This window comes from Polaribacter sp. Asnod6-C07 (assembly GCF_045063625.1).
Taxonomy (GTDB): Bacteria; Bacteroidota; Bacteroidia; order Flavobacteriales; family Flavobacteriaceae; genus Polaribacter; species Polaribacter vadi_A.
This window is the reverse complement of sequence record NZ_JBEFOF010000005.1, coordinates 1,197,812-1,220,945: the sequence shown is the minus strand read 5'-3', so window position 1 is coordinate 1,220,945 and position 23,134 is coordinate 1,197,812. Positions and strand designations below refer to the sequence as shown.

The window sequence follows — 23,134 nt, the reverse complement described above, 5'->3', positions numbered from 1 at the left end:
AATCCTTTTATTTGATAGATTTAAAACAAGAACTTTTTAAGCAATGTGCTGCGTTTGTAAATAAACGTTTGCAAACCGTAGAAGAAATTATATCTTCTAATCAAAAAGCATTGCAATCAGAAACTAAAAGTTCTGCTGGTGATAAGCACGAAACAGGTAGAGCAATGTTGCAGCTAGAAATGGAAAAAGCGAGTCAGCAATTGGCTGGCATTTCTTTAATGAATCAAATTTTAGCTAAAATAGATGCATCAAAAACATCAGATATTGCACATTTAGGTAGTATAGTTATTACAGAAAAGGCGAATTATTTTTTAAGTATTTCAGCAGGTAAATTAACTGCTTTTGATAAGGATTATTATGCAGTTTCTGTATCATCACCAATAGGTAAAATTTTGTTGGGCAAAAAAGTAAACGAGGAGTATTCTTTTAATAAAATTAATAATAAAGTTATTTTGATAAAATAATTAGTAATTTTAGGTGCTATTAAAATATTCCCCCAAAAATGTCTACATCTACATTACAAAATAATTACAATTTAAACTTTTCAATATCTAATTTTAATATTCTAAAAATTGAAGATTTATTAGAATCAGAAATTATAGAAACCATTACAAAAAACCATAAAGTAAGTACTTTTTCTTTACTTTTTATTACTGAAAACATAGGAAGACATTCTATAGGTTATAAAGATTATTATTTTACAAAGGGTACAATTTTAGCCATTAGAAAAGATAAAACGCATCATTTTTATAATAACAAAAATGTTAGAGGCTATTTCTTACTTTTTAAAGAAGATTTTTTAAATAGTTATTTAAACCAAAGAGAAATTTCTAAAACAATTCAAATGTTTAATGAGGTGCTTTCATCGCCTAAAACACAATTAAAAGAAGAACAGTTTAACGAGGTACTTTGTTTTTTTGTACAAATAGAGAAAGAGTTTACAGAAAAATCAGACGAATATTCGCTTAAAATAATAAGAAGTTTATTACATATTTTAATAACTATAATTCATAGAATAAAGTCTATGGGATATAATAAAGTTCAATTAAGTAATTATTTAAAAGAGTTTATTAAATTTCAAAACTTGTTAGAGAGTGACTATAATAAAAGTAAAAAGGTAAATTACTATGCTAATAAATTAGGTTTTTCTACAAAAAAGTTAAATACAATAGTACAATATATTGCAGATAAACCTGTAAAAGCTTTTATAGATGATCTAGTAATTATAAAAGCAAAAAGCTTTCTTTTACACTCTAATTTATCTGTTAAAGAGGTTGCTTTTAAGTTGGGTTTTAAAGATCCAACCAATTTATATAAGTATTTTAGAAAACATACTCAGTTTACGCCAGAAGCTTTTAGAAAAAGATATAGAGAATAAAGTTTCTCATTTTTACAGTTTAAATGCTAATAATTACCCTGTTTGAATATGAAATCCTATTATTTTTGTAGAGTACTTACTTTTTAATAAAGAAAATTATATCCCCCAACTTTCTTTCAGAAAATGCATTAGGGGGTATTTTCCAGAAAGCATATAATTCCAATCACCATTATTCATTAGAATTTTGGTGATTTTTTTATTGAAACATTTACAATTTCATTTTTCTTTAAAAAAGAATTATGACTCAAAAATACAGTCTGATTATTTAAATTTATTTCAATTAACCAATAATTACCTTTAAAATAAGAATTTAAAACAGTTGCTTTTAATTTAGCGTTATTTGTAATTTTTATTTGATGAGGGTATAACAAACAAACTTTGTTGTTAATTGTAATTTCATTAACATCATCAAATAAAGCAGCTACATATTTTTCTTTAGTGTTGTTGTAAATTTCTTTAGGATTATTGTTAGCTATAATTTTATGATTTCTGATAACTATTAATTGATCTGCAAAAGAAAGTGCATCATTTTTATCGTGCGTAGCAACAATACAAGCAATATTTTTTTCTTTTAAATAACCAAATAAATTTCTTCTTAAAGTGTTTTTTTTAAAGTTGTCTATTTGTCCAAAAGGCTCATCTAACAATAATAATTCTGGTTCTTTAGCTAAGGCTCTAGCAATGGCTACTCTTTGTTTTTGCCCACCACTTAAATTTTTAACTTTAGTATTTGCAAAAGCTTTCATTTCTATTACATCTAACAACTCTTGTGTTCGTTTTTCACTTTCTTCTGGATAAAAACGAGATAAGAATTTTTTAATATTTTCAGAAACAGAAATGTAAGGCATTAAATCAAAATCTTGAGCCACATACTTAAATTTTTCAAAACCAGGAACCAGATGAAAAGAAGGACCTAAAATTTGCTTATCGTCCCAAAAAATATCACCTTTTTGTAAATCTAATAAACCATAAATTGTTTTTAATAAGGTCGATTTTCCACAACCACTCTCGCCCATAACACACAAATGCTCCCCTTTTTTTAGAGTGAAGTTGAAGTTTTCTAAAACAGTTTTGTTTTTAGAATAACCAAAAGAAATGTGATTAACTTTAAGCATAAAAATCTATAAGAAACGATTGTACCAACTCTCTTCTATTGGTATTTCCCAATAGTTTTTAAAGTCGTGATTGTTGGCAATTAAATTATCAAAAATGATAGTTTTACCTGTAAGAGCTTTATTTTTAAGTAATTTTTTAAAGTCTTTAAGTTCTTTATATTGTACAAACTCACCTTGTTTAAAACAAACATTCATTTTGTCTAAAAGCTCTATATTATAAGTTTGTTGTAATTCTAAAATAAAGGCAACAGAAGCATCAATATCTGCATTTGTTAAAGGCGATTTTTCATCATCAGCAATAAAAACGATAAATCTATTGTGTAATAATTGATAAGAAGCAGTAAAGTATTCATCACCTTTTTTCCAATTATCAACAAACGATTTTACTTTATTTTCTAAAGTTTCAATTTCTGTTTTGTAAAATTTTCTGCTAGATGGGTATACCCAAACTTTTGCATCATCAGAAATCGATTTATAATCTACAAACATAAGTTGTTTTTAAGACTACAAATATACGCAAAGAAAAACCGCAAATCTTAAAATGAAATTTGCGGTTTTTTAAACTGTTTTTTTTTAGTTTATACTTCTTTTAAAGACGTTTTTTGAATCATTTTTACAAAATCGTCTTGTGTGCTTTTACCTTTGTCTTTGTTGTACCAAACTTGTAAATCTTGTTTAAATTGGGCATCTATTACACCATGTTCTGCTTTATAATCAGCAACCATTTTTGTAGCAACAGTTGGTCTTGGCCCCCAAGTATTAATCACATTATTTTCTTTATCTAAAGCAATTAATTTTGGTATAGATCTACCACCATTTGTTAAAAATAAATCCATTAAATCTAAATTGTTATCACGCAAAACAATTTTTAGGTTTATGTTATCATTTAAATTAGCCATTTTGTTAATAACTGGTAAATTTTGTGCAGCATCACCACACCAACCTTCTGTAATTACTAACCAAGTTTGTGGCTCATTTAATAAATTAATTTCTTTAGCAGTTTGGTCATCAATTTTAATGGTTTTGTCTAAACGTTTCATTCTTCTATCATTCAACAAACTATAATTTGTTAAAGCTTCAGATTGGTTTGGCCCAGTAGCTTTACCTTTAGAAAGTAAATCACTAACTAAATTTCTATATTCTTGGTATGTATAAGTGTTTTCTAAACTATTTTCGATTATATTTTTCATTTTTCTAAATTTTAAAACAAAGATACACTTCGTTATTTTTTTAAACTGTAACCATTGTTACAATAAATTGTTTTTTAAATAGACGAAATATTTTTAAAATCTTACACATTAGGTTTAACTTGATTTTTAGTAATTACGGTTTCTAAAATTTAAGGATTCCATAAGAGCATCAACTTTAAAAAATGTTTATTTTTACAATCTTAATTCTACATTGTGAAATATTTTTATTCATTTATATTACTTCTTTTTATTTTTTCTTGTGATAAAAATCAGGACCCTAAAAACAGAGAAGATAGGCCAAGACCACTTTTAAGTATCGTTCACGAATATTCTGCAATACAAAAAGTAAAACCAAATTTTGAGCAAGATATTGAAGGTTGGAAAGAGCTTAGAATAGTAGAAGATTTTTTAGGAAGGTTTAAAAAAGGATCTCCTTATGAAGTTTTAAGTAATGCAACAGAGCTAAAAGGATTGGCTAAAAATTTAAAAGATAGTATAAAACCAATACTTTTTGATGAAAACCCTTCTTTTGATGTAAGAGTTAATATTTTTTACAACGAAACGTTACGATTAGCAGACATGACATCTATACCTGCAATTAAAGCAGAAGAAGTTAACGTACAAACAGAAAAAACACTTAATGCTTTTTCTGCAATTAATGCTAAAATAAATACTATTTTATCTAAAAAACGTTTTGAAGAATCAATTGATGTAGATGTAATTTTTATAGGTTTAGATTCTACAAAAATGGATAGTGTTTCTAGAAAATCTGTAGATAAAAGGGTAAGAGAAAGGGTTGTAGAAAATGATGTAAAAAAGAAAACACTTCCTAAACTTAATAAAAATTTAAAAAAGAAAAGACAATGAGAAATTTTATAATAGTAACCTTTTTTATGTTTTTAATAGTTTCTTGTAAAACAGCTCAAAAAGCAATTTCTGAAACAGATAAAACTACTATTAAAACAGAAATTAATCTAGTTTTAAACAATTGGCATTTGGCAGCAACAGAAGCTAATTATGATAATTATTTTGGAAAAATGGATAGTGTTTCTGTTTTTATTGGTACAGATGCTTCAGAAAACTGGACCAAAAAGCAATTTGCCAATTTTAGTAAACCTTATTTTGATAAAGGCAAAGCCTGGGATTTTAAAACTCTAGAAAGAAACGTTTATGTAAACGAACCTGGAAATTTTGTTTGGTTTGATGAGTTGTTAAATACTTGGATGGGAACTTGTAGAGGTTCTGGAGTTTTAGAGAAAAAAGAAAATACTTGGGTAATTAAACATTATGTACTTTCTGTGGCCATACCAAATGATGATGTACAAGCTGTAATTGCTGCAAAGAAAAAAAATGACAACCTTTTTTTAAAGAAGTATAATTAAGAAATTACTTCATTTACCACTTTATAAATCAACTCAGATTCAAAACCTTTGCGCATTAAAAAATCGATTAGTTTTTTCTTTCTTTTATATTGATTTGGTTCTGATATAACTTCGTTTCTGTTTTCTGTAATTCTGTAAATTGAATTTAAATATTCTTGCTCATCAATTTCTTTTAGGGCAGTTTTAATATTATAAGCAGAAATATCTTTAAATTTTAGTTCTCTTACAATTCGTTGTTTTCCCCAGTTTTTTATTCTGAATTTACCTCTTGCAAAACTTTTTGCAAAACGTTCTTCATTTAAAAAATTGTCTTGCATTAGGCTTAGTAAAATCATTTCTCTAGCTTCAGAAATAAGACTGAACTCTCTCATTTTTTGTTCTACTTCTTTATGACATCTATCTTGATAAATGCAATATTGCTCAAGTTTTCGTTTTATTTCATCAACAGTAAAAACTTTTTTTGTCATTAAACAAACTTACAAAAAGGTGTAAAACCATCAAATTATTTATACTTACAAGTGAGTATTTCTTTTTATTTTAAAAATGTTATTTTTAGGCGTTTAAATCAATCAAAAAATCTATAATGAAAAAAGTTTTAAGTTTATTTCTCGTTTTTTCTGCAACCGCAATTATATCACAAGAAAAATATAGAGTTACTTACAATTATCAAACAGAAGTTATTAATTATTATAAGTTAGATAAACTTAATAATATAGAAGATACACTCAAATCACCTAAATTTAAGCGAAATAGTTTAATAGAATTAAGATTAACAAATGTAAATCCGTTTGCTGTTAATATAAAAACAGACGTAAAAGAAGAAACGATTCACCCAAAAATGAGTGGTTTTAATTTTAGTTCACTTTTAGGTAATGTAAATTCTTTATCTGGCGAAAGTTTAAATTTAAATGTAGGTAGTGTTGCAGGCGAGAACTCCTTTTTATCTAGAGGTAAAGATCCACAAGCAGCAAAATCTAGAGGCGATAAACTTAGCAATCAATTTTCTGATTTAAATAAATTAACAACAAATATAGACGCTATAGAAGCTTCTTTTAGGTCTAATTTATTAAATCCTAATTTCGATAAAACAGAAATTCTTAAAAATTTAAAAGAGTCATCTTCTAAATTTATGGATGCTAGAATACCAAATCCTAAAGAAAATTATTATACATTTTTATATAATTTAGACAATGCTGTAAAAGAAGATACTAGAGAATTACAAAATGAAATTGCCAATATTAGTTCTGAAATTGATGAGACTTTAGATAGCGAAAAACCAATGTCTAGAGGCGAATTAGTGCAAACCAATAATGCATTTAAAAATTTAGAAGCATTAAAATTGAGTCTAAATGCTAAACAAACTAATACTTCAGAAAGTTTAAATACAATTAAAAACCTATATACAAGTTTAGAAGCTTCTAACTTTGAACAAACCTACGATTATATTATTGAGGCAGATAAAGTAGGTATAGAACTTAAATTTATACAAAGCGAATTGGCACAAACAGAAGGTGCAGAAGCTAACTTGATAAAAACAAGAAGCTTAAATCTATTTTCTAAAGGAGGTTTTAAAATTAACACAAGTGTTGCTTTAACTTTAAATAATTTTGGTTCTAAATCTAAAGAGTTTTTTATAGATGAAAATAATATTATTGGAGAAGATACTGGTAATGGTTCAACACCAAACCTAAGTACAATGATTAATTTTTATCCAGTAATTAGCGAAAGTTTTAATATTGGAGGTTCTTTTGGAGTATCAATTCCTGTGTCTGGAGAAGCAAGAGGTATTAACTTTTTGTTAGGTCCAACAATATTTTTAGGTAGTAAAAGTAGGTTGTCTTTATCTGGTGGAGTAGCTTATGGTACAGTAACTAAGTTAAAAAACGGATTAGAAGTAGGTGATACTGCTACTTTTACGGATATAGATTTATTTACCAAATCTGTGTATGATTTTGGATATTATTTCGGAATTTCATTTAGCCTTTTCGAATTGAATTAAAATAAATAATTATGAAAAAGATTTATTTCTTACTCCTTTTATTCTGTGTTATTGGTTTTACAAAAGCACAAGAAAGCACTACAACAAAACATGCATTAATTATTGCTATTGGAGATTACCCAAGAAGTACAGGTTGGGGTGCAATTAGTTCTGCTAACGATGTTCCTTTAATTAAAGAAACCTTATTAAGACAAGGTTTTAAAGAGGAAAATATAACTACTTTAATAGACAGAGAAGCTACCAAAAAAGGAATTTTACAAGCATTTAAAGAGTTAAAAGAAGATAAAATAAAAAAAGGCGATGTTGTTGTTGTACATTATTCAGGCCATGGACAACCAATTTTTGATAGTGAAACTGAAGGTAAATTAGATGAAGCCGATGATAAAGATGAAGCCATTGTGCCTATAGATGCTATGGCTTCTTATTCTTACAATTACAAGGGGCAAAACCATATTAGAGATGATGAATTGGCAAATATTACAGCAGGTATAAGAAATACTTTAGGTAAAGATGGTCAGTTATTACTATTATTAGATAGTTGTCATTCAGGATCTTCTGCAAGAGGAGGTAAAGCAAGAGGAACACAAACAGTTTTTGCACCTGAAGGATGGAAAGCAAGCAAAGATGCAAAAGCAACAGGTAGTGACATGTTTGATGAGGTTAAAGTAGATAAAAATTCAGCACCTTATATTTTAATTTCTGGTGCATCTGCAGACGAATTAAATTACGAACATCCTGATGGTTATGGAGCATTAAGTTACGCTTTTTCAGAAGCCATGAGCGACTTAGGATCTAACTTTACCTACAGACAATTATTTGATGTTATTTGTGCTAAAATGAATACTTTTTCGCCAAATCAGCATCCAGGAATAGAAGGTGACCAAAATATTAAACTGTTTAAAAATGAATATGTAAAACAAGAAGAATATTTTAAAATAAAGAATATTTTAACAAGTAATGCTGTAAAAATTCAGGCAGGTAAATTGCAAGGAATATTTAAAGGAACAACCGTTTTTTTAATGCCTGTAGGTTTAAGTGAAATGGATTCATCAAAAATTTTAGCGAGAGGAAAAGTAGTCTTAGCAAAATTTAATGAAAGCAATATTTTGTTTGATAAAGATCTTAAAAGCAAAAACGAAAAAGATTATAATATTTATATCGATAAGAAAAGTTATGGAGAAATTTCTTTAAATGTTTCTTTTGATAAAAGTGTTAAGAACACCAAATTTAAAAAAGAAATTAAAGACTTTTTAAACGCAACAAAACTTGGTAATCTTGTAGACTCTATAAAATCTGATGTTATTTTAACAGAGAAAAACAATACTTTTAATTTGTTTACATCTAATGGATACACATCGATAGAAGAAAATATAAGTCTAGAAAAAGTTGCAAACTTAAAAGAATCATTATCTACATATGCACATGGTTCTTATATGAAAAAGTTAAATTTTAACAACAAAAAATACGAATTTACCTTTAGAGCATTACCCGTAAAATTAAATATTCTTACCGAAGAAAATGAAATTGGTGAGCCAGAAGAATTAATAAAAAATAATGTTTTAACTATTGTACCAGGTAAAGACAGATTAGTTTTCGAAGTAACAAATCACTCAAAAAAAGATTTGTATTTTACTATAATAGAAGTAAATTCTAAAGGAGAAATAAACAGTATTTTTCCTAGTGAAGGATTTGAAATGAACGACCAAGAAAGACTTATTAAAAAAGGAAAAACAGTACTTTTTGATGATAAAATAATGAGCTATGGCCCACCTTATGAAAAGTTGGTTTTAAAATGTATTGCTTCTCCTTACCCTATAAATATTGCATCAACCATAAAAAATAGAGGTGTTTCTGGAGAAAGAGGTACAAGCAATCCTTTAGCTAATTTTATGAATAGTACTTTTTTAAATTCTAGAGGGCAAGAAGGTGTTATTGTGGTTTCTGATAAAGTAGATGGCTATACAACCGAAATAATTTATGAAATTGTAAAGGAGTAATCAGTAATAAAGAATATGAAAAAGATTTTACTTGGGTTTCTTATTTTTTCATTTTCATCTATTGTTTGTTCTCAAAATGACATGTCAGAAATAATTCAACTGCATAAAGATAATATGAGAGATTTATCTGTATCAAGAGGAATTATACCAGAATGGGATGTACCATCAGATTTCAATGAAAATCATCTTTCTTTTGCATTAAAAACTTTTTACAATAAAAAAAAGATAGGAATTCTAATTTATACGCATGAAAAGGACACACTTATTATAAACCTTATTGATAAGAATGGAGTTAAAAACTATTTGAAAACACCAATAATTAAAGCTGAACTCGAAAATTTAGTTAGTTCAACTAATTCCTATATAAAACAACTTAAACACTCTAAAACAAATAAAACTGATTTAAGAGGAACTGTTACTAATTCAAAATCTAATTTGAAGAATTATCAGAAACTTAACAAAATAATTTTACCAAAAGATTTTTTTATAAATGAATTTGAACATATAATTATTGTTCCAACTTTAAACATTGGCACTTTACCATTTGCAGCACTTAAATTAAACTCTTCTAGTTATCTAATTGATAAAATGAGTTATTCAATCTCACCAAGCATATTTGAAATATATTCAACATTAAAAACAATTTCTAGATATAGATATAATTCAGATTTTTTTAAGTTCAAAAAACCTTTGTTTATTTATAAAACTGATTTTAACAAATCTAAATTTTCTAATTTAAAACACACAAAAAGTGAAGTTTTAGAAATAGCTTCAACTTTAAGTAATTCAAGAATTATTAGTGATGAAAATGCCACAAAAAAAAAATATTAAAAGAGATGCAAGTGATATCGATTTAATATATTTTGCAACACATGGTAGTTCTGACAATAAAAATCCTTTAGACAAAAGTTTTTTAGTTTTATCTGATGAAAATAATTACGATGATTTTTTGACAGCTAGAGAAATCCAATCTAGTTTTTTTAAAACACACAATTCGATACAAGATAAAAAAATGGCTGTTTTAAGCGCATGTAATACAGGTCTTGGAAAATCACATTCTGGAGGCACAATTGGTTTGGCTAGAGCTTTTCAGATAGCAGGTTTTAATCATGTTTTAATGAGTTTATGGTCTGTTAGTGATTATGAAACAGCAAAATTCATGACTATTTTTTTTAGTGAATTAACAAAAAGTAATAATTCTAATTTAGAACCACACAATTCTCTTAAAATAGCGATTAATAGATTTAGAAAAGAAGTTAGTAATAATCCAATGCATTGGGCTTCTTTTTCAATGTTTGGAGTGCCTAACCCAGATATTGGAAGTTATAGCAATACAAATTCTGAATTAAATTATTTATTCGAAGTCAATTTAGAAAATCAAACTAAAAAACTAAATTTAAATAATCCTGATTACAAATTTACGTTTAAGTTAGTTCCTGTAAAACAAAAAGACACCACTGGTGAATTCGAAATTTTAAAGCCTAATTATGATAATAGATTGGGCACCCTTTTAATTAAAGAGAATACTTTAGCAATTGTTGAAGTTACAAATACTGGAAAAAAATCAATATTTTTTAAAAGTATCGAAATTAATTCAGAAGGAGAAAGTTATCCACTTTTGCCAAATGACCAATGTAATAATCTTGAAACTTTGATTAAACCAGGAGAGACTGTAATATTTAAAGATTGTTCACTGATTTTTAGCTCTCCATATGAAAAATATACAATTAAAGGATTTGGAACTGAAGTTCCTATTGACTTAATATACAAAAGTAAAAGTCATGTTATAAATAATTCAGAAGTAGATGGCTATACAACCGAAATAATTTATGAAATTGTAAAGGAGTAATTTACTCTACAATTTTATTAATAGTTGAAGACCCATTTTTAATAATAGCACTTTTATTATCACTTAAAATAGAAGGTAATTTGTTTAAATATTTACTCTTGTTGCCTTCATATTCTTCTAGTTGCACATTTACTTTTACAACACCATAAGTAGCGTTTTCTTCCAATTCAGAAAAAATAGGAATGTCATAATACCATTTAGTTAAAATAGGTTCATCAATCTGGTTTTCATAACCATATTTAATATTTTTAAAATCGTATTCTTGCTCAATTAAAGTTGCTGTTTGTGGTGAGCCATCAGTACTTCTCCATTGGCCTTCTATAGAAATTAAAACACGTGCATTTAAGTTTTCATCCTTAAAAACTTTTGTTTTAGAGAAAAACACTCTTAATTCATTAAAACTTAAACGAGTTACACCAGGGTTATCTTTATCACTTTCAAAATTAATAACTGCATGAAAGTTTAATAAATCTTCATTTTCTTTTGGAAAAATATCTTCCATAATTAAAGAAGATTTTGCAATTCCTCTAGATTTTTGTTCAGGTTTTATTTCTCTAGTCATTATTGACTTCATCTCCGCTTTTTGCTCAGCTTCAATTGGATTTGCATATTTTTTTAATTGAATACCTGTATAAGTTTTTGCAATTTCGCCACTAAAATTATTGTAATAATCGTTAATAGAAATTGAGTTGGTGTAGGTGTTTATTAGTTTTTTAGTAGAATTATCAACCAAATATTTAGCCCCCATAAAAAGACCTTCTATGGCTGTATCTACTAAACTACCTCTAGATTTTGGCTTTGTTAACTCAACAACAAAATTTTCATTAGAAGGTATGTTAGATCTTTGATGACTTGCACAAGAAGAAAATAATAAGGTTAAAATAAAGAAACTTGTAATAATTTTAAGTGTATTTTTTCTAAAAGACATAGTTATCATTTTTGTAAAAATAAAGAAAGTTTCTTATAAAATACAACAAGTCAATAAATTAATAAATTATTGATTATTTTAGCCTAAAAGCAACTTTAAGGGTAATGAAATCAGCATTTAAGCATACCATATTTACATACATAGCACTAGGTTTGTTGTCTTTTATATTTTTTAATATTTCTGTTTTTGACTTTATAGAAGATGCTTTCGATGATTTTAGTTACTTAGATTTAGTACAATCTAAAAACATATTTAAATATGATAAAGTAAATTCTGATATTATTCTTGTAAATATAGAAAACAGAGATAGAGAAGAATTAGCTTTTTTAATAGATCATTTGGCAAATCAATCTCCAAAAGTTATTGGAGTAGATGCTGTTTTTAGAGAACAAAAAGATCAGTTTAAAGATTCAATTTTGGCATTAACCATAAAAGAACATCAAGATTTATTGGTGGGTTCTTATGTGTATCCAAATATTCAGAATCACAAAATGTTTGCTTTTTCTAATCAAGGGTTTGTTAATTTTAATCCGGTAGCAGATAAAAACAATGTAATTAGAGATTTTGTAACCCAAAAGGATAGTCTTTCTTCATTTTCGTATCAAATAGCTTCTAAAGCCTCTAAAAAAGAAATCGCAATGAATTCTGGTGTTAGGCCTATTAAATATTATGGTAATTATCAGCAGTTTTTGCACATGAGTTTTAATGATGTTATGTTACAAGAAACCATACCATATTTAAAAAACAAAGTAGTTATTTTAGGTTATTTAGGATTGCCTTTAGGAAACGTAAATGATATTTTAGACAAGAAATTTACACCTATAAATACAAATTTTACAGGTAAAACAATACCAGATATGTATGGTGTTACAGTGCATGCAAATATTATAAACTCTTTAATTAAGGAAGATTTTATTAAAGAAACACCAACTTTTATTTTAATAATAATTAACCTTATTGTTACTTTTTTAACCTCTTGGTTGTTTGTAATAATTTACAGTAAAGGTTTTACACACGAAACATTAATAGAAAAAATATTTCAATTAACCTATTCTATTTTAATGATTTGGATATCACTTTTGTTTTTTACAAAAGGGATAAAATTTTCTGTAGCACTCATAATTTTGTGTCCTGTTTTGGCTATAGAAATGATGCCTTATTCTGATTTTTTTAATAATTTACCCATAAAAAAATGGCTTTCATTCAAAAAAAAATAATCATTTTTTGTTTAATATTTTGTGCAATTAACACTTTTGCACAATCGCAATTAGTAGTTTATCAAGTAAAAGGTAATGTTACTTTAAAAGAGACTAAAAAGAAAGTATTTGTGGGTTTTTTAGTTGATGTAAAATCATCTTTAACTATTGCAAACGGAAATGTAATTTTATTAGATAATGCTTCGAATATGTATCAAATATTAGACAAAGGCACATATTCGTTTCATCAAATTAAACAAAAAAAAATAGCAAATACTTCAAAATCCGTTAGTAAAAGATATTTGAGTTATGTCTATAAAAAGTTTTTAAAAATAGAAGAAAAAAAGAGTATTTATGGAGCTGTTTTTAGAGGAAACGAATTCTTAAATTCACCAGAAAACTATGCTTATTTTACTTCTAATTCTTTTGTAAATTTTAATTGGAATTCAACTGGAGAAAAAGAATTTTACCTCTGGATTATAAACGCAGAAACCAACAATATTGCAGGTAAATACAGATTAGATTATGCCAATAGTTTAGGTGTTTTACTACCATTTAAAAAAGGTGTTTATAAATGGACAGTTACCACAGAAGACTCTTTAGATAGTAACAAAGTCTTTAATGTTTTTGAAATAGTTTCTGAAAAAGAATTTAATAAAAGAGAAAAAGATACACTTTACAAATCTAAAAAACAGGTGGATTTACTATTAAAAAACTAAAAATGAAAAGCTATGAAAAATAACAAAAGAGCATTATTTTTTTATGTATTTATCCTTTTAGGCTTAATAAATAAAAGTTATTCTCAAGACACATATAAGCTTCATTTAAAAGATCATCATTCAGATCAAATTACAGATATTCTCGTAACAAAAGGTGGCGAAAGAATAATAACAATTGATAAATCTGGAAAAATATTAAAATACAATACAGACAATTTTACCTATCATAGTACCTTAAAAAAAAGAAACAATTGTTTAATTGAAAGTCCACGTTTAATTTTTGATGGAAAAGGTTTGTTTTTTAAAAGTAAAGACTCACTCTGGATTCTAGATTCAAAAGGTAAGGTTTTAGTAAAAAACGTATTTAAAGGCAATGTTATCAGTAATAAAAAAAGCCCTTTTACAATTATTTCTGAAAGTAACACAACAGCAACGTCTTTTTTGGTTAGCGTTTTAAATGATAAATTTCAACTATTTAAATCTTTTAAACCAAATACAAATGTAAACGTTGCAACCATTAATAAAGATAGTACACATATTGCTTATTTAGAACAAACTAATCTTAAAAGCCAAAATTTAGTTTATAGAGATTTACAAAACAACCAAATACTTTGGCAAAGTAAAGTAGAAGATACAAACGAAGTTTTATATCCCTTTTTTAATGAAAAAATCAACAAATTATATACGATAACAATAAACAATAAAGAGAATATTTTATCTGTTTTTAGCTATACAAATGGCAAAAGAGAAGCAAAACCAGAGGTAACAATTCCTTGGTTTTCTACCATTTTTTCAACCTCAATTGTTGATGATTTTTTAGATAAAAAGAAAATAATTATAACAGAAAAAAGTAATTTTCCTAAAAATCCAATTGTTTTAAGTTTAGAAAACAACAAGCTTACTTTAAGTAATATAAATATTAAAGAAGGTGCGTATTCAGGAGATTTTATTAGCAATAATAAATTGGTAACTTCTAATGTTTTTAATACTTATAATTCAATTGCTAATTTTACAATTTCTACTATTAAAAACAGAAAAACAGTAAATTCTTACCCAAATTTTCCTCAAAAATTTTATGAAGCTATTTTTTTACCTGATGATAGTTTTTTAGTACAAGGCTCTGTATTAAAAAAATCAAATTTTTTAAGTAATTATGAGTTACAGGTAAAATATTTTACTTCTGGCACATTTAATAATCGTTTTAATACACTAAGTTTTAAAGATTATTTAGAGTTAAATCATAAAGTTTCATTTTATACAGACAATCCTTTTTTTGATAAAAAAACAGGTTTAGTACTATTTAGAGGTTCTGATTTAAGTACAAACCAAAGTTATATTTTTAAGTATAGTTTTATAGATGATAAAGTAACCAAACTCTATAAAATAAAAGATAAATATTTTAGTATTATAGATTTTGATGCAGCTTCTAACAAATTACTTTTAAGCCCAAAAAAATACTTTAATACAGGTCATACAAAGCCTCAACCTTTGGCTCTAGTAGAAAATAATGTAGTGAAAGAGTTTACTGGGCTGTATAAATTCGCAAAATTTTCTGAAGGAGCAAAACATATTTTAACCATAAATGATGAAAACCTGGCTCAGGTAAGAGTAGATATAAAGACGGTTATTTTAGAAGAAAAACTTAAAAACACACACTTTCTTCTACATAAAGCAGAAAATGGTTTTGTTGTGAGTTATAAATATTTTTCACAAGAAAAATATGTGTTCGAAAATGAAAGTATATTTTTTGTACCTAATGATGATGATACTTTTAAATCAGAAAAAAAACCATTTATTTATGTTAATGAGTTAGATTACAAGAATAACAAAATAGCATTGGTAATTGAAAATGTTGGTGTTATTGTAGGTGAAAAAAGAATTGAAAAAGATTATTTAGAACCTATTAAATCTGTTTCCTTTAACAAAGATGCTAGTAAATTAATGATTAGTTATGCTAATGGTAAAATTAGTGTAGTAGATACAGAAACATTAAAAGAAATTGGTGGTATGTTTCATCCATCAGAAAAAGAGCATATTTTTTACGATGCTAATAATCATTATTTTAGTAACACAAATGCTAATGATTTTTTGTTTGTTACTAAAGATGATAAAAAAATATCACTTAAAAATGCAGATCAAAATCTTTATAAGCCAGCAGAAGTATTAAATGTTTTTGGTAAGCCAAATCAAGAATATTTAACATTGCTAAAAAAGGCAACTTCACTAAGAACAAACAACAATACTTTTGTTGAAGTAAAACCAAATAATCAATTAAAAAATACGAATAAAAAAGGAGATTTATACGTTTTAAGTATTGGTGTTTCTAAATACAAACAAGAAGCTTACAACTTAACTTTTGCAGATAAAGATGCTTTTGATATTGCCAATTTATATGGCAAGTTAGACTCTGTTACTATCAAAAATTTTAATGATGATTTTTTGGGTGATAAATACACATTACAAAATCTAGAAAACAATAATTTATCTAGCATCAATAGATATTTGGGTGAATATACTTCTCTTGGCAATTTGTACTCTATAGATTTAGAAGGTGAAATTTGGTTAGAAATTAAAAATGAAAAAAGTTTTATTTGGAATTTTAAAACTCAAAAGGTTAGAGAAATAAACCTGCCAAAAGATTTTAAAATAGATCTTTATTCAAATCAACAAATTTTTATAGCTCCCAATAAAAATGAATTTTATGTTAGATCTTCTAATAATAAAATTTATTCATATAATTTTAATTCAAAAAAACCAGAAGAAGTTCTTTTACCATTTAAAAAAGATGAAGTTGACTTCAGTAAAATACAACCTTTAAAAAATGGTAATTGGTTTTATTTTACAAAACTTACTAATAGAAACGAATTCCAAACAATTATTGCAAACGATAAAACGAATAAAAAAGACACAGTAACTTATAAAACAGATAAGTATATTTTTTCTGATGAAGTAATTTCAATGGAAAGTTGGGATACTTTAGGTGCAAATTTTAAATCATTATCAAATAATGGGAATTATTTATTGTTTTCTGGATATGATGATTTTTTATATCTACAAAAATTATCTAAAGATGAAATTCCAACAAAAATTCCTGTAAAAATAACATACAGTGATAAAGTTTCTATTTCTGATGATGGTAAGAAAATTACAGTTTTAAGTAGTAAATTAAATGAATTTAGATTTAAAATAACTACTTATAATTTAGAAGGTACAATTTTAAAAACCAAGACATTTATTGATGAGGAATATAATATTAAAGGAATGTCTATCGTTAATTCTATTCCAAAATTTATAAAATCTTCACCTTCTTTAGTGAGTGATTTTAACTATGGAGGTTTTAGTTCAAACAAAATTTTATCAGAATCAACCCCTTTCTCTTTTAATAAAACCTTTGTTAAAAAAATAACAAATAAAGAGGCTACTAAAGAAAATATTGAATCAGAAATAATTGACTTTTTAAAGAATACAAAACAAGAAGATCAGGTAATTATTTTTATTGCAGGTCATGGAGTTTTAGATAAAAAGAACAATTATTACTATGCACCTCATAATATGGATTTTAATGATGTTACTAAAAATGGTGTTGCATTTAAAACGCTTATTAATAGTTTATCTAGCACCAAAGCCATAAATAAATTATTGTTGATGGATACTTGTCATGCAGGTAATACTTTAGATATTGTTGATTCTAATAATAACAAAACAGCTGTTAGTGAGCAAGGAAAAAGAGGAACTGTAACACAAACCAACAAAAAAGCACCTAAGTTTAAAATGTCTGATATTGTATCTACTTTATTCGATGATTTTTTATCTAAATCTGGTGTAACTATTTTATCAGCTTCTTCTGGTGCAGATGTTGCTTTCGAGAATAAAGAATTAAGTAATGGTGCTTTTACCTCTGCTTATTTAAAAATTTTAAAAAGTAAAATGGGCTCTTATAGCGTTACTGAAGAAGGTATAAAGAAAACCATACCATTAACTGAAGATTTTATAGCAGAAGTTTTAAAAGAGGTTATTGAGTTAACAAAAGGCAAACAAATACCAGATATTAGAGAAATTAATAAAAATGTTATTCTAAAAGCTTGGTAAACTAGTGTTCTTTTACATATTTAAATTAACTCCAGATGGTTTTACCAATTGCAATAAGCTCTGGAAAGCTTGCGTAACTTGTAAAGCCATTTTATGACCATCTTCGCTGGCTACACGTTCTATTTCACCATATTTATCATAAGTAACATTTATGGCGCCAACATCTTTCATTTCTATTTTAATAGGCTTTCCTATTTTATTGTATAAAAAAGTTAGAGTTCTAGTTTTGCCTGTTGTTTTATTACCATCAGTCATTGTTGTAATTTTATTATTACCATCGTAAACTAATTTAACCCACTGATTTTTATTTTTTTGCACGTCTGTTAAGTTCAAATTTTCATCATACGTAAACTCAAAAATACCAGAATCATTTTTTACATAGGTTAATTTTTCTGATGTTGGGTGGTATTTCATAGCAATAGAATCTCCTTTTGTAGAATGTTTTTCTATTAATAAACACCTGTTATTATATTTAAAATTGGTGGTGTGTTTACCTCTAGAAATTTCTATAGGTTTGCTGCAAATTTCATCATATTCTGTTGCTGTTTTTATCCCATTTATGGTGGTAATAATTTTTTTTGAATAGGTTTCTCCATTTCCTTTAGCCCCTATAAAGTATTCATAAATGTTGGTTATTAGTTTTTCATTGTATCCTTTTTTGGTAACCTTGGTTGCATAATGATTGTCGTCTTTTGTACCATCTTCTTTATAAAATATAGGGTATTCGTAAGAAATAGTATCTCCTTTTCTGTCTGTTATACTTTTTATATAAGATGTTTTTGGATGATAAGACATTAGCTGTACATCTTCTTTTTCTGATTTAAATCTTACAGGATTATAGAGAATTTTTGTTAGATTTTTATTTTCATCATAAGTATAGCCATAATGATTGTATGCAATGTCTTTATTATAAATTAAGGTATTATCATCATATTTATAACTAGAACTTTTTTCAGAATCTATGTTTTTAAAGTAAATTTTGGTTACAAAGCCATCTTTATTAGTTTCAAAAATTAATTCAGTTCCATCACCAGTTATCATTTTAGAAATAGTATTGTTGGTGTATTCTAAAATTGTAAAATTACCATCACCTAAATCGTATTTAATTAATTTGCCATTAGTATTAAAAACTTCTCTTTCGTTTTTGTTTTTTTGATTTCTAACAAAACCTTCTTTAGTTAGCGTAATTTTTTGATTACCCCTTGTAAAACTTTCCCATTCAGACCCAATAGGAAAATCTGTTGGATATTCTAATAAGCCTTTTTTAACATATTTATCCCATTTTTCTAAACGCGTATTTATGTCGTTTTTTAAGGTATTTATTTGGTTTGTAATCGCAGTCGGGTTCATTTCTAAATCACCTTCTTCTTGCATTATTTCTATTAAATCATCTATCATTAATTGCGTTAAATCATCAGAAATAAAATTAGAAGAATAAACAGTTTTTCCTCCTGCACCATATTCTTTTACCCTTAAAGTTCCATCAGGATAAACCGTAATTGAGGTTTCAAATTTTGTACCCCAACCAAAACCAAACAAACCTATTTCTGTAGATTTAGAATTGTAAGTTCTTGTAATTTTTTTAAAAGCAGAGTTATAATTTTTTAATAAAACATCTGTATAAGAAATATAGAAATTACCATTTTTAAGATTAACCCCAGCATTTAAACTAAAACTTATAAGTGCTATAATTAGTAAATTAATTATTGTTTTATTTTTCATTCTTGTAATTTTTTAATGATATTAATTGCTGAGTTGCTGTATTTTCTCTTTAAATAAGTATCTCTTAATAGTAGAGGGTTTATAGTATTTAGTAGTTCTTTTGCTTCTTTATTTTTATTTTCTAAGGATAACAAGAGTACCTGCAACATTGCATTTGGTATTGGGTTTGTTTTCTTATATTCTGCGAAGTAAAATTTTGCTTTCTCTAAATTTTTAAGATCTAAATAAGCTTTTACAAACAACTCGTATTTTTTTATTTGCCAACTTTTAGATGCAGAAAAGCTGTTTAATTCAGTAATTAAATTGGATGAATTTTTCAATTCATTTGTAAGATAAGCCAATTCTAATTGCATAAAAACGGTTTCTATATTACTGTCTAAATTATAGGCCTGTTCTAATATGTTTTTGGTTTCCTTTACATCATTTTTTCTTTTTGCTTTTCTGGCTTGCAGTAAAAATAATTTAGAAAAATTAACTGTTTTATTTTTATATGGATTGTATTTGGCAGATAATTTAAAGTACTTAGAGGCATTTTTATAATCTTTGGTAACAAGTTTACTGTAGGCTAAATTTAAATAACCATTAGCATAAGTGCTATCTACACTTATTGTTTTTTGATAATATTTTATAGCTTCTAAATACTCTTTCTGGGCATAATAAGTATTCCCTAAAAGATTGTATAAATCTGGTGCTTTGCTATTTCTTTTAATAACTTTATTTAGCATATCTACAGAAACATCAAATTTGTTTTCTGAGTTTAACAATTCAATTAAACCTTTATAAGCAGGCATATAAAAGGAATCTATTTGTAAAGATTTTTCGAAATATTGTTTTGCAAGAGATTTTTTGTTTAAACCAGTATTGTAAAAACTAGCTAAATAGTAATATGAACTTGCTTTTTTAGGATTGTTTTTTATACCATCATTAAAAGAAGTCAAGGCTTTTTCATTTTCTTTTTGTTTGTAAAATAACCAACCTCTACTTGCATAAGACCAAGTATAAAAAGGATTGTTTTTTATAGCAATATTAAAGAGGCTATCTGCCTTAATTAAATCATTATCGTTTTTGGGAAAACGTCTTAAAAAACCAGCATACTCTGCATATCCTTTAGATAAATAAGGTTCTAATTCTATTGCTTTCTTTAATAACTTTACTGCTTTTTGTGGATTTATACTTTCATCAATTAAAAGATTAGCATAATCAAATAATGCGTTTACATCTTTAGGGTCTTTTTCTAGAGCTTTTAAAAAATACGTCTCAGCTTGTTTTATATTCCCTTTTCTTTTATAAAGTTTCCCTAAATTTCTGAGGGATATTGATAAATATTCTCCACTTTGTTTTTTTACTTGATGATAGTAATATTCGGCTTCTTGGTACCTACCTAAATTTTCTGCAACTGCGCCTAAATTATGGTTAGTATTTTTATTTTTAAGATCTTTAGATAAAACCTTATTAAAATATTTATTTGCTAAAGTATAATCTGTTTGTTCATAATAATTTACACCAAGATTATTAATAGGAAAATACCAAGTAGGTATTAATTGATTAGCTTTTTTATAATTTTTTTCTGATTCTTTATAATCTTCTTCATAATTTAAAACGATACCTAAAGCATTATAAATATAAGCCGCTTTTTTTTCTTTTTGCAGGGCTTCATTCAGTTTTCTTTTTGCAACAGGGTATTTGTTAAACTGTTTATTTTTTATGATAGCATAAGCTTCTAAAAAAAGCTTACTAGTTAAAATTCGGTTGTAACTATAATTGTCTTTGTCTAATAAATCTAAACAAATTTCAAGGTGTTTAGCATTCTTTGTAAATACGTTTCCATTTGGTAAGTTTTCTACATTACCTATATAATCATTAATTAAAAGTTGAGGTTTTATAGAGAGAGCCACAACCAACTTATTTTTCATTAATTGAATAACACCATCAGCAATTTTTTCTTCTTTTATGGCTTCTTTTATGGTTTCGTAAGCACTAGAAGTTTTACCATAATAATTTTTATTAGCTAAAGCATTATTAAATTGTTGTATCAATTTAGAGTTTAAATCTAAACCTTTTTCGTTGGTGTTAGCATTGCTTCTAGAGGCCAAAATATTTTTTATTCCTGACGGATTTTGAACCTGCTCTAAAGCCTCTTTTTTATCTAAAGAAAGTACTTCTTTAAAAATATCTGCAGAAGATTTAGATTTTACAATAGGTGTTTGTTTGTTATTGGTTGCAGAATTTACAGTTGTATTTAAAAACATTTGCAACTCAAAAGATTGTAGTTTGTTATCTTGTACCAAATTGTCTGCAGCACCCATTAAACCCAAAACTAAATAATAAGTAAAATAACCATGACCAATTTTGCCTTCGCTTATTTTTAAATTATCGCCTTCGTAAGACAATTCATTAGGGTTACAGCTAAGTAATTTTGTGGAATTTTGTAGATATTTATTAAATGTTTTTAGATTGTTTTGTGTACCATCTGCAGATAAATAACCAGACCTACAAGCATCTAAAATTAAGGTTATTTTAGCTTCTTTACTCGCAATTTCGTTAACAGTATTACTAATGTTATTAAAAGGAATTACACCTTGAGTGCCATAAAATTCTCTATTCTGATTTACGTCATAAGCCAATAAAAAACCCAATTGTTCTTGTACATTATCTTTATCTACAACATCTCCATGGCCAGCAAAAAACAAATAGATAATATCATTTTTTTTGGCACTATTTTTTAAGTTTTTAAGACCTGTTAAAATATTAAAAGAATTGGCGTTTTCATTAGTAAGTAGAGTAATGTTTTCTTCATTAACCTTTTCAATTTTAGTTAAATAGCTTTTAAAAAGTTCAGCATCATCATCTGCATATTTAAGAGTTAAATTAGATGAACTGTAATCAGAAATTCCGATTACTAAAGCTCTTTTAACTCCCTTAATTGTATCTTTTTTATTACTTGTTGTAAGTGTTCCTCTAGATCCGTTTTCTTGCGCAAAAAAAGGTAAAACAAACATCAAGAAAATTAAAAAAAAGATTTTTTTCATAGATTGTTTTTTCTGATGTTAAATTTAATGAAAATTTATTTGTTTAAAATAAACAACTTATTATTCAGTAAATTTGAGAGTTAGAGGTTTTTATTAAGAAATAATAGAAGTTAATTTATTTTATACTTTTACTAAAATTAGAAATATGCAAACTAGAGATTATGATGATTATGTATATATTTCATCTACAGAGGGTTTTAGAAAAGTAGATGATTCTGGTAGTAAAATTGATGAAAATCAGAAAACTGATGGGTATTGCAATTTATATGCAGACAATATTAGTTTGAGTTATTTGCATAGTATGAGTGATATTCAAATAAATGCAATCCATTATTTTGAAGAAAATTATGAAGCAATTTTTAAAGTTTTGTTAGCACATTTGTCTAAAAAATATAAAAATCCAAAATTAGAATTAGGTTTTAGTTCTATGAATGTTTTACATGAAGATAAAAATGAAATGTGTTTTACAGTTTATACGTTTATAGATAAAGAACAAAATAAAATTCATCTTAAAATGCATAAAAACGAACTATCAATTTAA

General features: G+C 26.2%; 19 protein-coding genes. 12 read left to right on the top strand and 7 right to left on the bottom strand.

Features of this window, described 5'->3' with window-relative positions:
* Nucleotides 1–14: 14 nt before the first annotated feature.
* On the top strand, nucleotides 15–464 hold the full coding sequence (locus ACJJVK_RS04985) for a 3-oxoacyl-ACP synthase (RefSeq protein WP_405568311.1): 450 nt from the start codon (nucleotides 15–17) through the stop codon (nucleotides 462–464).
* Between the two features lie 38 nt (nucleotides 465–502).
* On the top strand, nucleotides 503–1,378 hold the full coding sequence (locus tag ACJJVK_RS04980) for an AraC family transcriptional regulator (protein ID WP_215994447.1): 876 nt from the start codon (nucleotides 503–505) through the stop codon (nucleotides 1,376–1,378).
* 176 nt (nucleotides 1,379–1,554) lie between these two features.
* Here ACJJVK_RS04980 and ACJJVK_RS04975 read toward each other — a convergent pair whose 3' ends face one another.
* The 3 genes from ACJJVK_RS04975 to ACJJVK_RS04965 form a co-directional block, all read right to left on the bottom strand.
* A complete protein-coding gene (locus ACJJVK_RS04975; protein ID WP_405563815.1) occupies nucleotides 1,555–2,493 on the bottom strand; it encodes an ABC transporter ATP-binding protein in 939 nt (312 codons plus the stop codon).
* 6 nt (nucleotides 2,494–2,499) lie between these two features.
* Nucleotides 2,500–2,982: an ABC transporter ATPase gene (locus ACJJVK_RS04970; RefSeq protein WP_405563812.1), complete on the bottom strand. Its 483-nt coding sequence runs from the start codon at nucleotides 2,980–2,982 to the stop codon at nucleotides 2,500–2,502.
* Nucleotides 2,983–3,071: 89 nt separating this feature from the next.
* Nucleotides 3,072–3,683 (bottom strand): thioredoxin family protein, encoded by a 612-nt coding sequence (locus ACJJVK_RS04965; protein WP_405563809.1) that lies wholly within the window; start codon nucleotides 3,681–3,683, stop codon nucleotides 3,072–3,074.
* Between the two features lie 213 nt (nucleotides 3,684–3,896).
* Between ACJJVK_RS04965 and ACJJVK_RS04960 the strand changes: the two genes are divergently transcribed.
* Complete coding sequence (locus tag ACJJVK_RS04960; protein WP_405563807.1) at nucleotides 3,897–4,550, top strand: hypothetical protein; 654 nt, start codon at nucleotides 3,897–3,899, stop codon at nucleotides 4,548–4,550.
* Nucleotides 4,547–5,065: a nuclear transport factor 2 family protein gene (locus tag ACJJVK_RS04955; protein ID WP_405563805.1), complete on the top strand. Its 519-nt coding sequence runs from the start codon at nucleotides 4,547–4,549 to the stop codon at nucleotides 5,063–5,065. Before ACJJVK_RS04960 ends, ACJJVK_RS04955 begins: the two co-directional genes overlap by 4 nt.
* On the opposite strand, the gene ACJJVK_RS04950 is transcribed toward ACJJVK_RS04955, so the two are convergent.
* The gene (locus ACJJVK_RS04950; protein ID WP_405563802.1) at nucleotides 5,062–5,532 is read right to left on the bottom strand and encodes a regulatory protein RecX; all 471 of its coding nucleotides are present in this window, start codon (nucleotides 5,530–5,532) and stop codon (nucleotides 5,062–5,064) included. The genes ACJJVK_RS04955 and ACJJVK_RS04950 overlap by 4 nt on opposite strands.
* A gap of 116 nt (nucleotides 5,533–5,648) precedes the next feature.
* On the opposite strand from ACJJVK_RS04950, the gene ACJJVK_RS04945 reads away from it, so the two are divergent.
* The 4 genes from ACJJVK_RS04945 to ACJJVK_RS04930 are packed head-to-tail and all read left to right on the top strand — an operon-like array spanning nucleotide 5,649 to nucleotide 10,910.
* Nucleotides 5,649–7,064, top strand: coding sequence for a hypothetical protein (locus ACJJVK_RS04945; protein WP_405563801.1), 1,416 nt, complete (start codon nucleotides 5,649–5,651; stop codon nucleotides 7,062–7,064).
* Nucleotides 7,065–7,075: 11 nt separating this feature from the next.
* Nucleotides 7,076–9,061: a caspase family protein gene (locus ACJJVK_RS04940; protein ID WP_405563798.1), complete on the top strand. Its 1,986-nt coding sequence runs from the start codon at nucleotides 7,076–7,078 to the stop codon at nucleotides 9,059–9,061.
* 15 nt (nucleotides 9,062–9,076) lie between these two features.
* A complete protein-coding gene (locus ACJJVK_RS04935) occupies nucleotides 9,077–9,892 on the top strand; it encodes a CHAT domain-containing protein (RefSeq protein WP_405563795.1) in 816 nt (271 codons plus the stop codon).
* Nucleotides 9,870–10,910 (top strand): CHAT domain-containing protein, encoded by a 1,041-nt coding sequence (locus ACJJVK_RS04930; protein ID WP_405563793.1) that lies wholly within the window; start codon nucleotides 9,870–9,872, stop codon nucleotides 10,908–10,910. The genes ACJJVK_RS04935 and ACJJVK_RS04930 overlap by 23 nt, the downstream gene beginning before the upstream one ends.
* 1 nt (nucleotide 10,911) lies before the next feature.
* On the opposite strand, the gene ACJJVK_RS04925 is transcribed toward ACJJVK_RS04930, so the two are convergent.
* Nucleotides 10,912–11,838, bottom strand: a complete 927-nt coding sequence (locus ACJJVK_RS04925) for a hypothetical protein (protein ID WP_405563790.1) — start codon at nucleotides 11,836–11,838, stop codon at nucleotides 10,912–10,914.
* Nucleotides 11,839–11,942: 104 nt separating this feature from the next.
* Here ACJJVK_RS04925 and ACJJVK_RS04920 point away from each other — a divergent pair, with 104 nt between their 5' ends.
* Genes ACJJVK_RS04920 through ACJJVK_RS04910 form a run of 3 tightly spaced genes read left to right on the top strand, consistent with a single transcriptional unit; the run spans nucleotide 11,943 to nucleotide 17,842 of the window.
* On the top strand, nucleotides 11,943–13,055 hold the full coding sequence (locus tag ACJJVK_RS04920; protein ID WP_405563787.1) for a CHASE2 domain-containing protein: 1,113 nt from the start codon (nucleotides 11,943–11,945) through the stop codon (nucleotides 13,053–13,055).
* Nucleotides 13,031–13,753 (top strand): hypothetical protein, encoded by a 723-nt coding sequence (locus ACJJVK_RS04915; RefSeq protein WP_405563785.1) that lies wholly within the window; start codon nucleotides 13,031–13,033, stop codon nucleotides 13,751–13,753. The genes ACJJVK_RS04920 and ACJJVK_RS04915 overlap by 25 nt, the downstream gene beginning before the upstream one ends.
* Before the next feature lie 12 nt (nucleotides 13,754–13,765).
* A complete protein-coding gene (locus ACJJVK_RS04910) occupies nucleotides 13,766–17,842 on the top strand; it encodes a caspase domain-containing protein (protein WP_405563782.1) in 4,077 nt (1,358 codons plus the stop codon).
* 12 nt (nucleotides 17,843–17,854) lie between these two features.
* Here ACJJVK_RS04910 and ACJJVK_RS04905 read toward each other — a convergent pair whose 3' ends face one another.
* Nucleotides 17,855–19,564, bottom strand: a complete 1,710-nt coding sequence (locus tag ACJJVK_RS04905; protein WP_405563779.1) for a DUF6531 domain-containing protein — start codon at nucleotides 19,562–19,564, stop codon at nucleotides 17,855–17,857.
* Nucleotides 19,561–22,593, bottom strand: coding sequence for a tetratricopeptide repeat protein (locus tag ACJJVK_RS04900; protein ID WP_405563776.1), 3,033 nt, complete (start codon nucleotides 22,591–22,593; stop codon nucleotides 19,561–19,563). Before ACJJVK_RS04900 ends, ACJJVK_RS04905 begins: the two co-directional genes overlap by 4 nt.
* A 145-nt stretch (nucleotides 22,594–22,738) precedes the next feature.
* On the opposite strand from ACJJVK_RS04900, the gene ACJJVK_RS04895 reads away from it, so the two are divergent.
* Nucleotides 22,739–23,134, top strand: a complete 396-nt coding sequence (locus ACJJVK_RS04895) for a hypothetical protein (protein ID WP_215994432.1) — start codon at nucleotides 22,739–22,741, stop codon at nucleotides 23,132–23,134.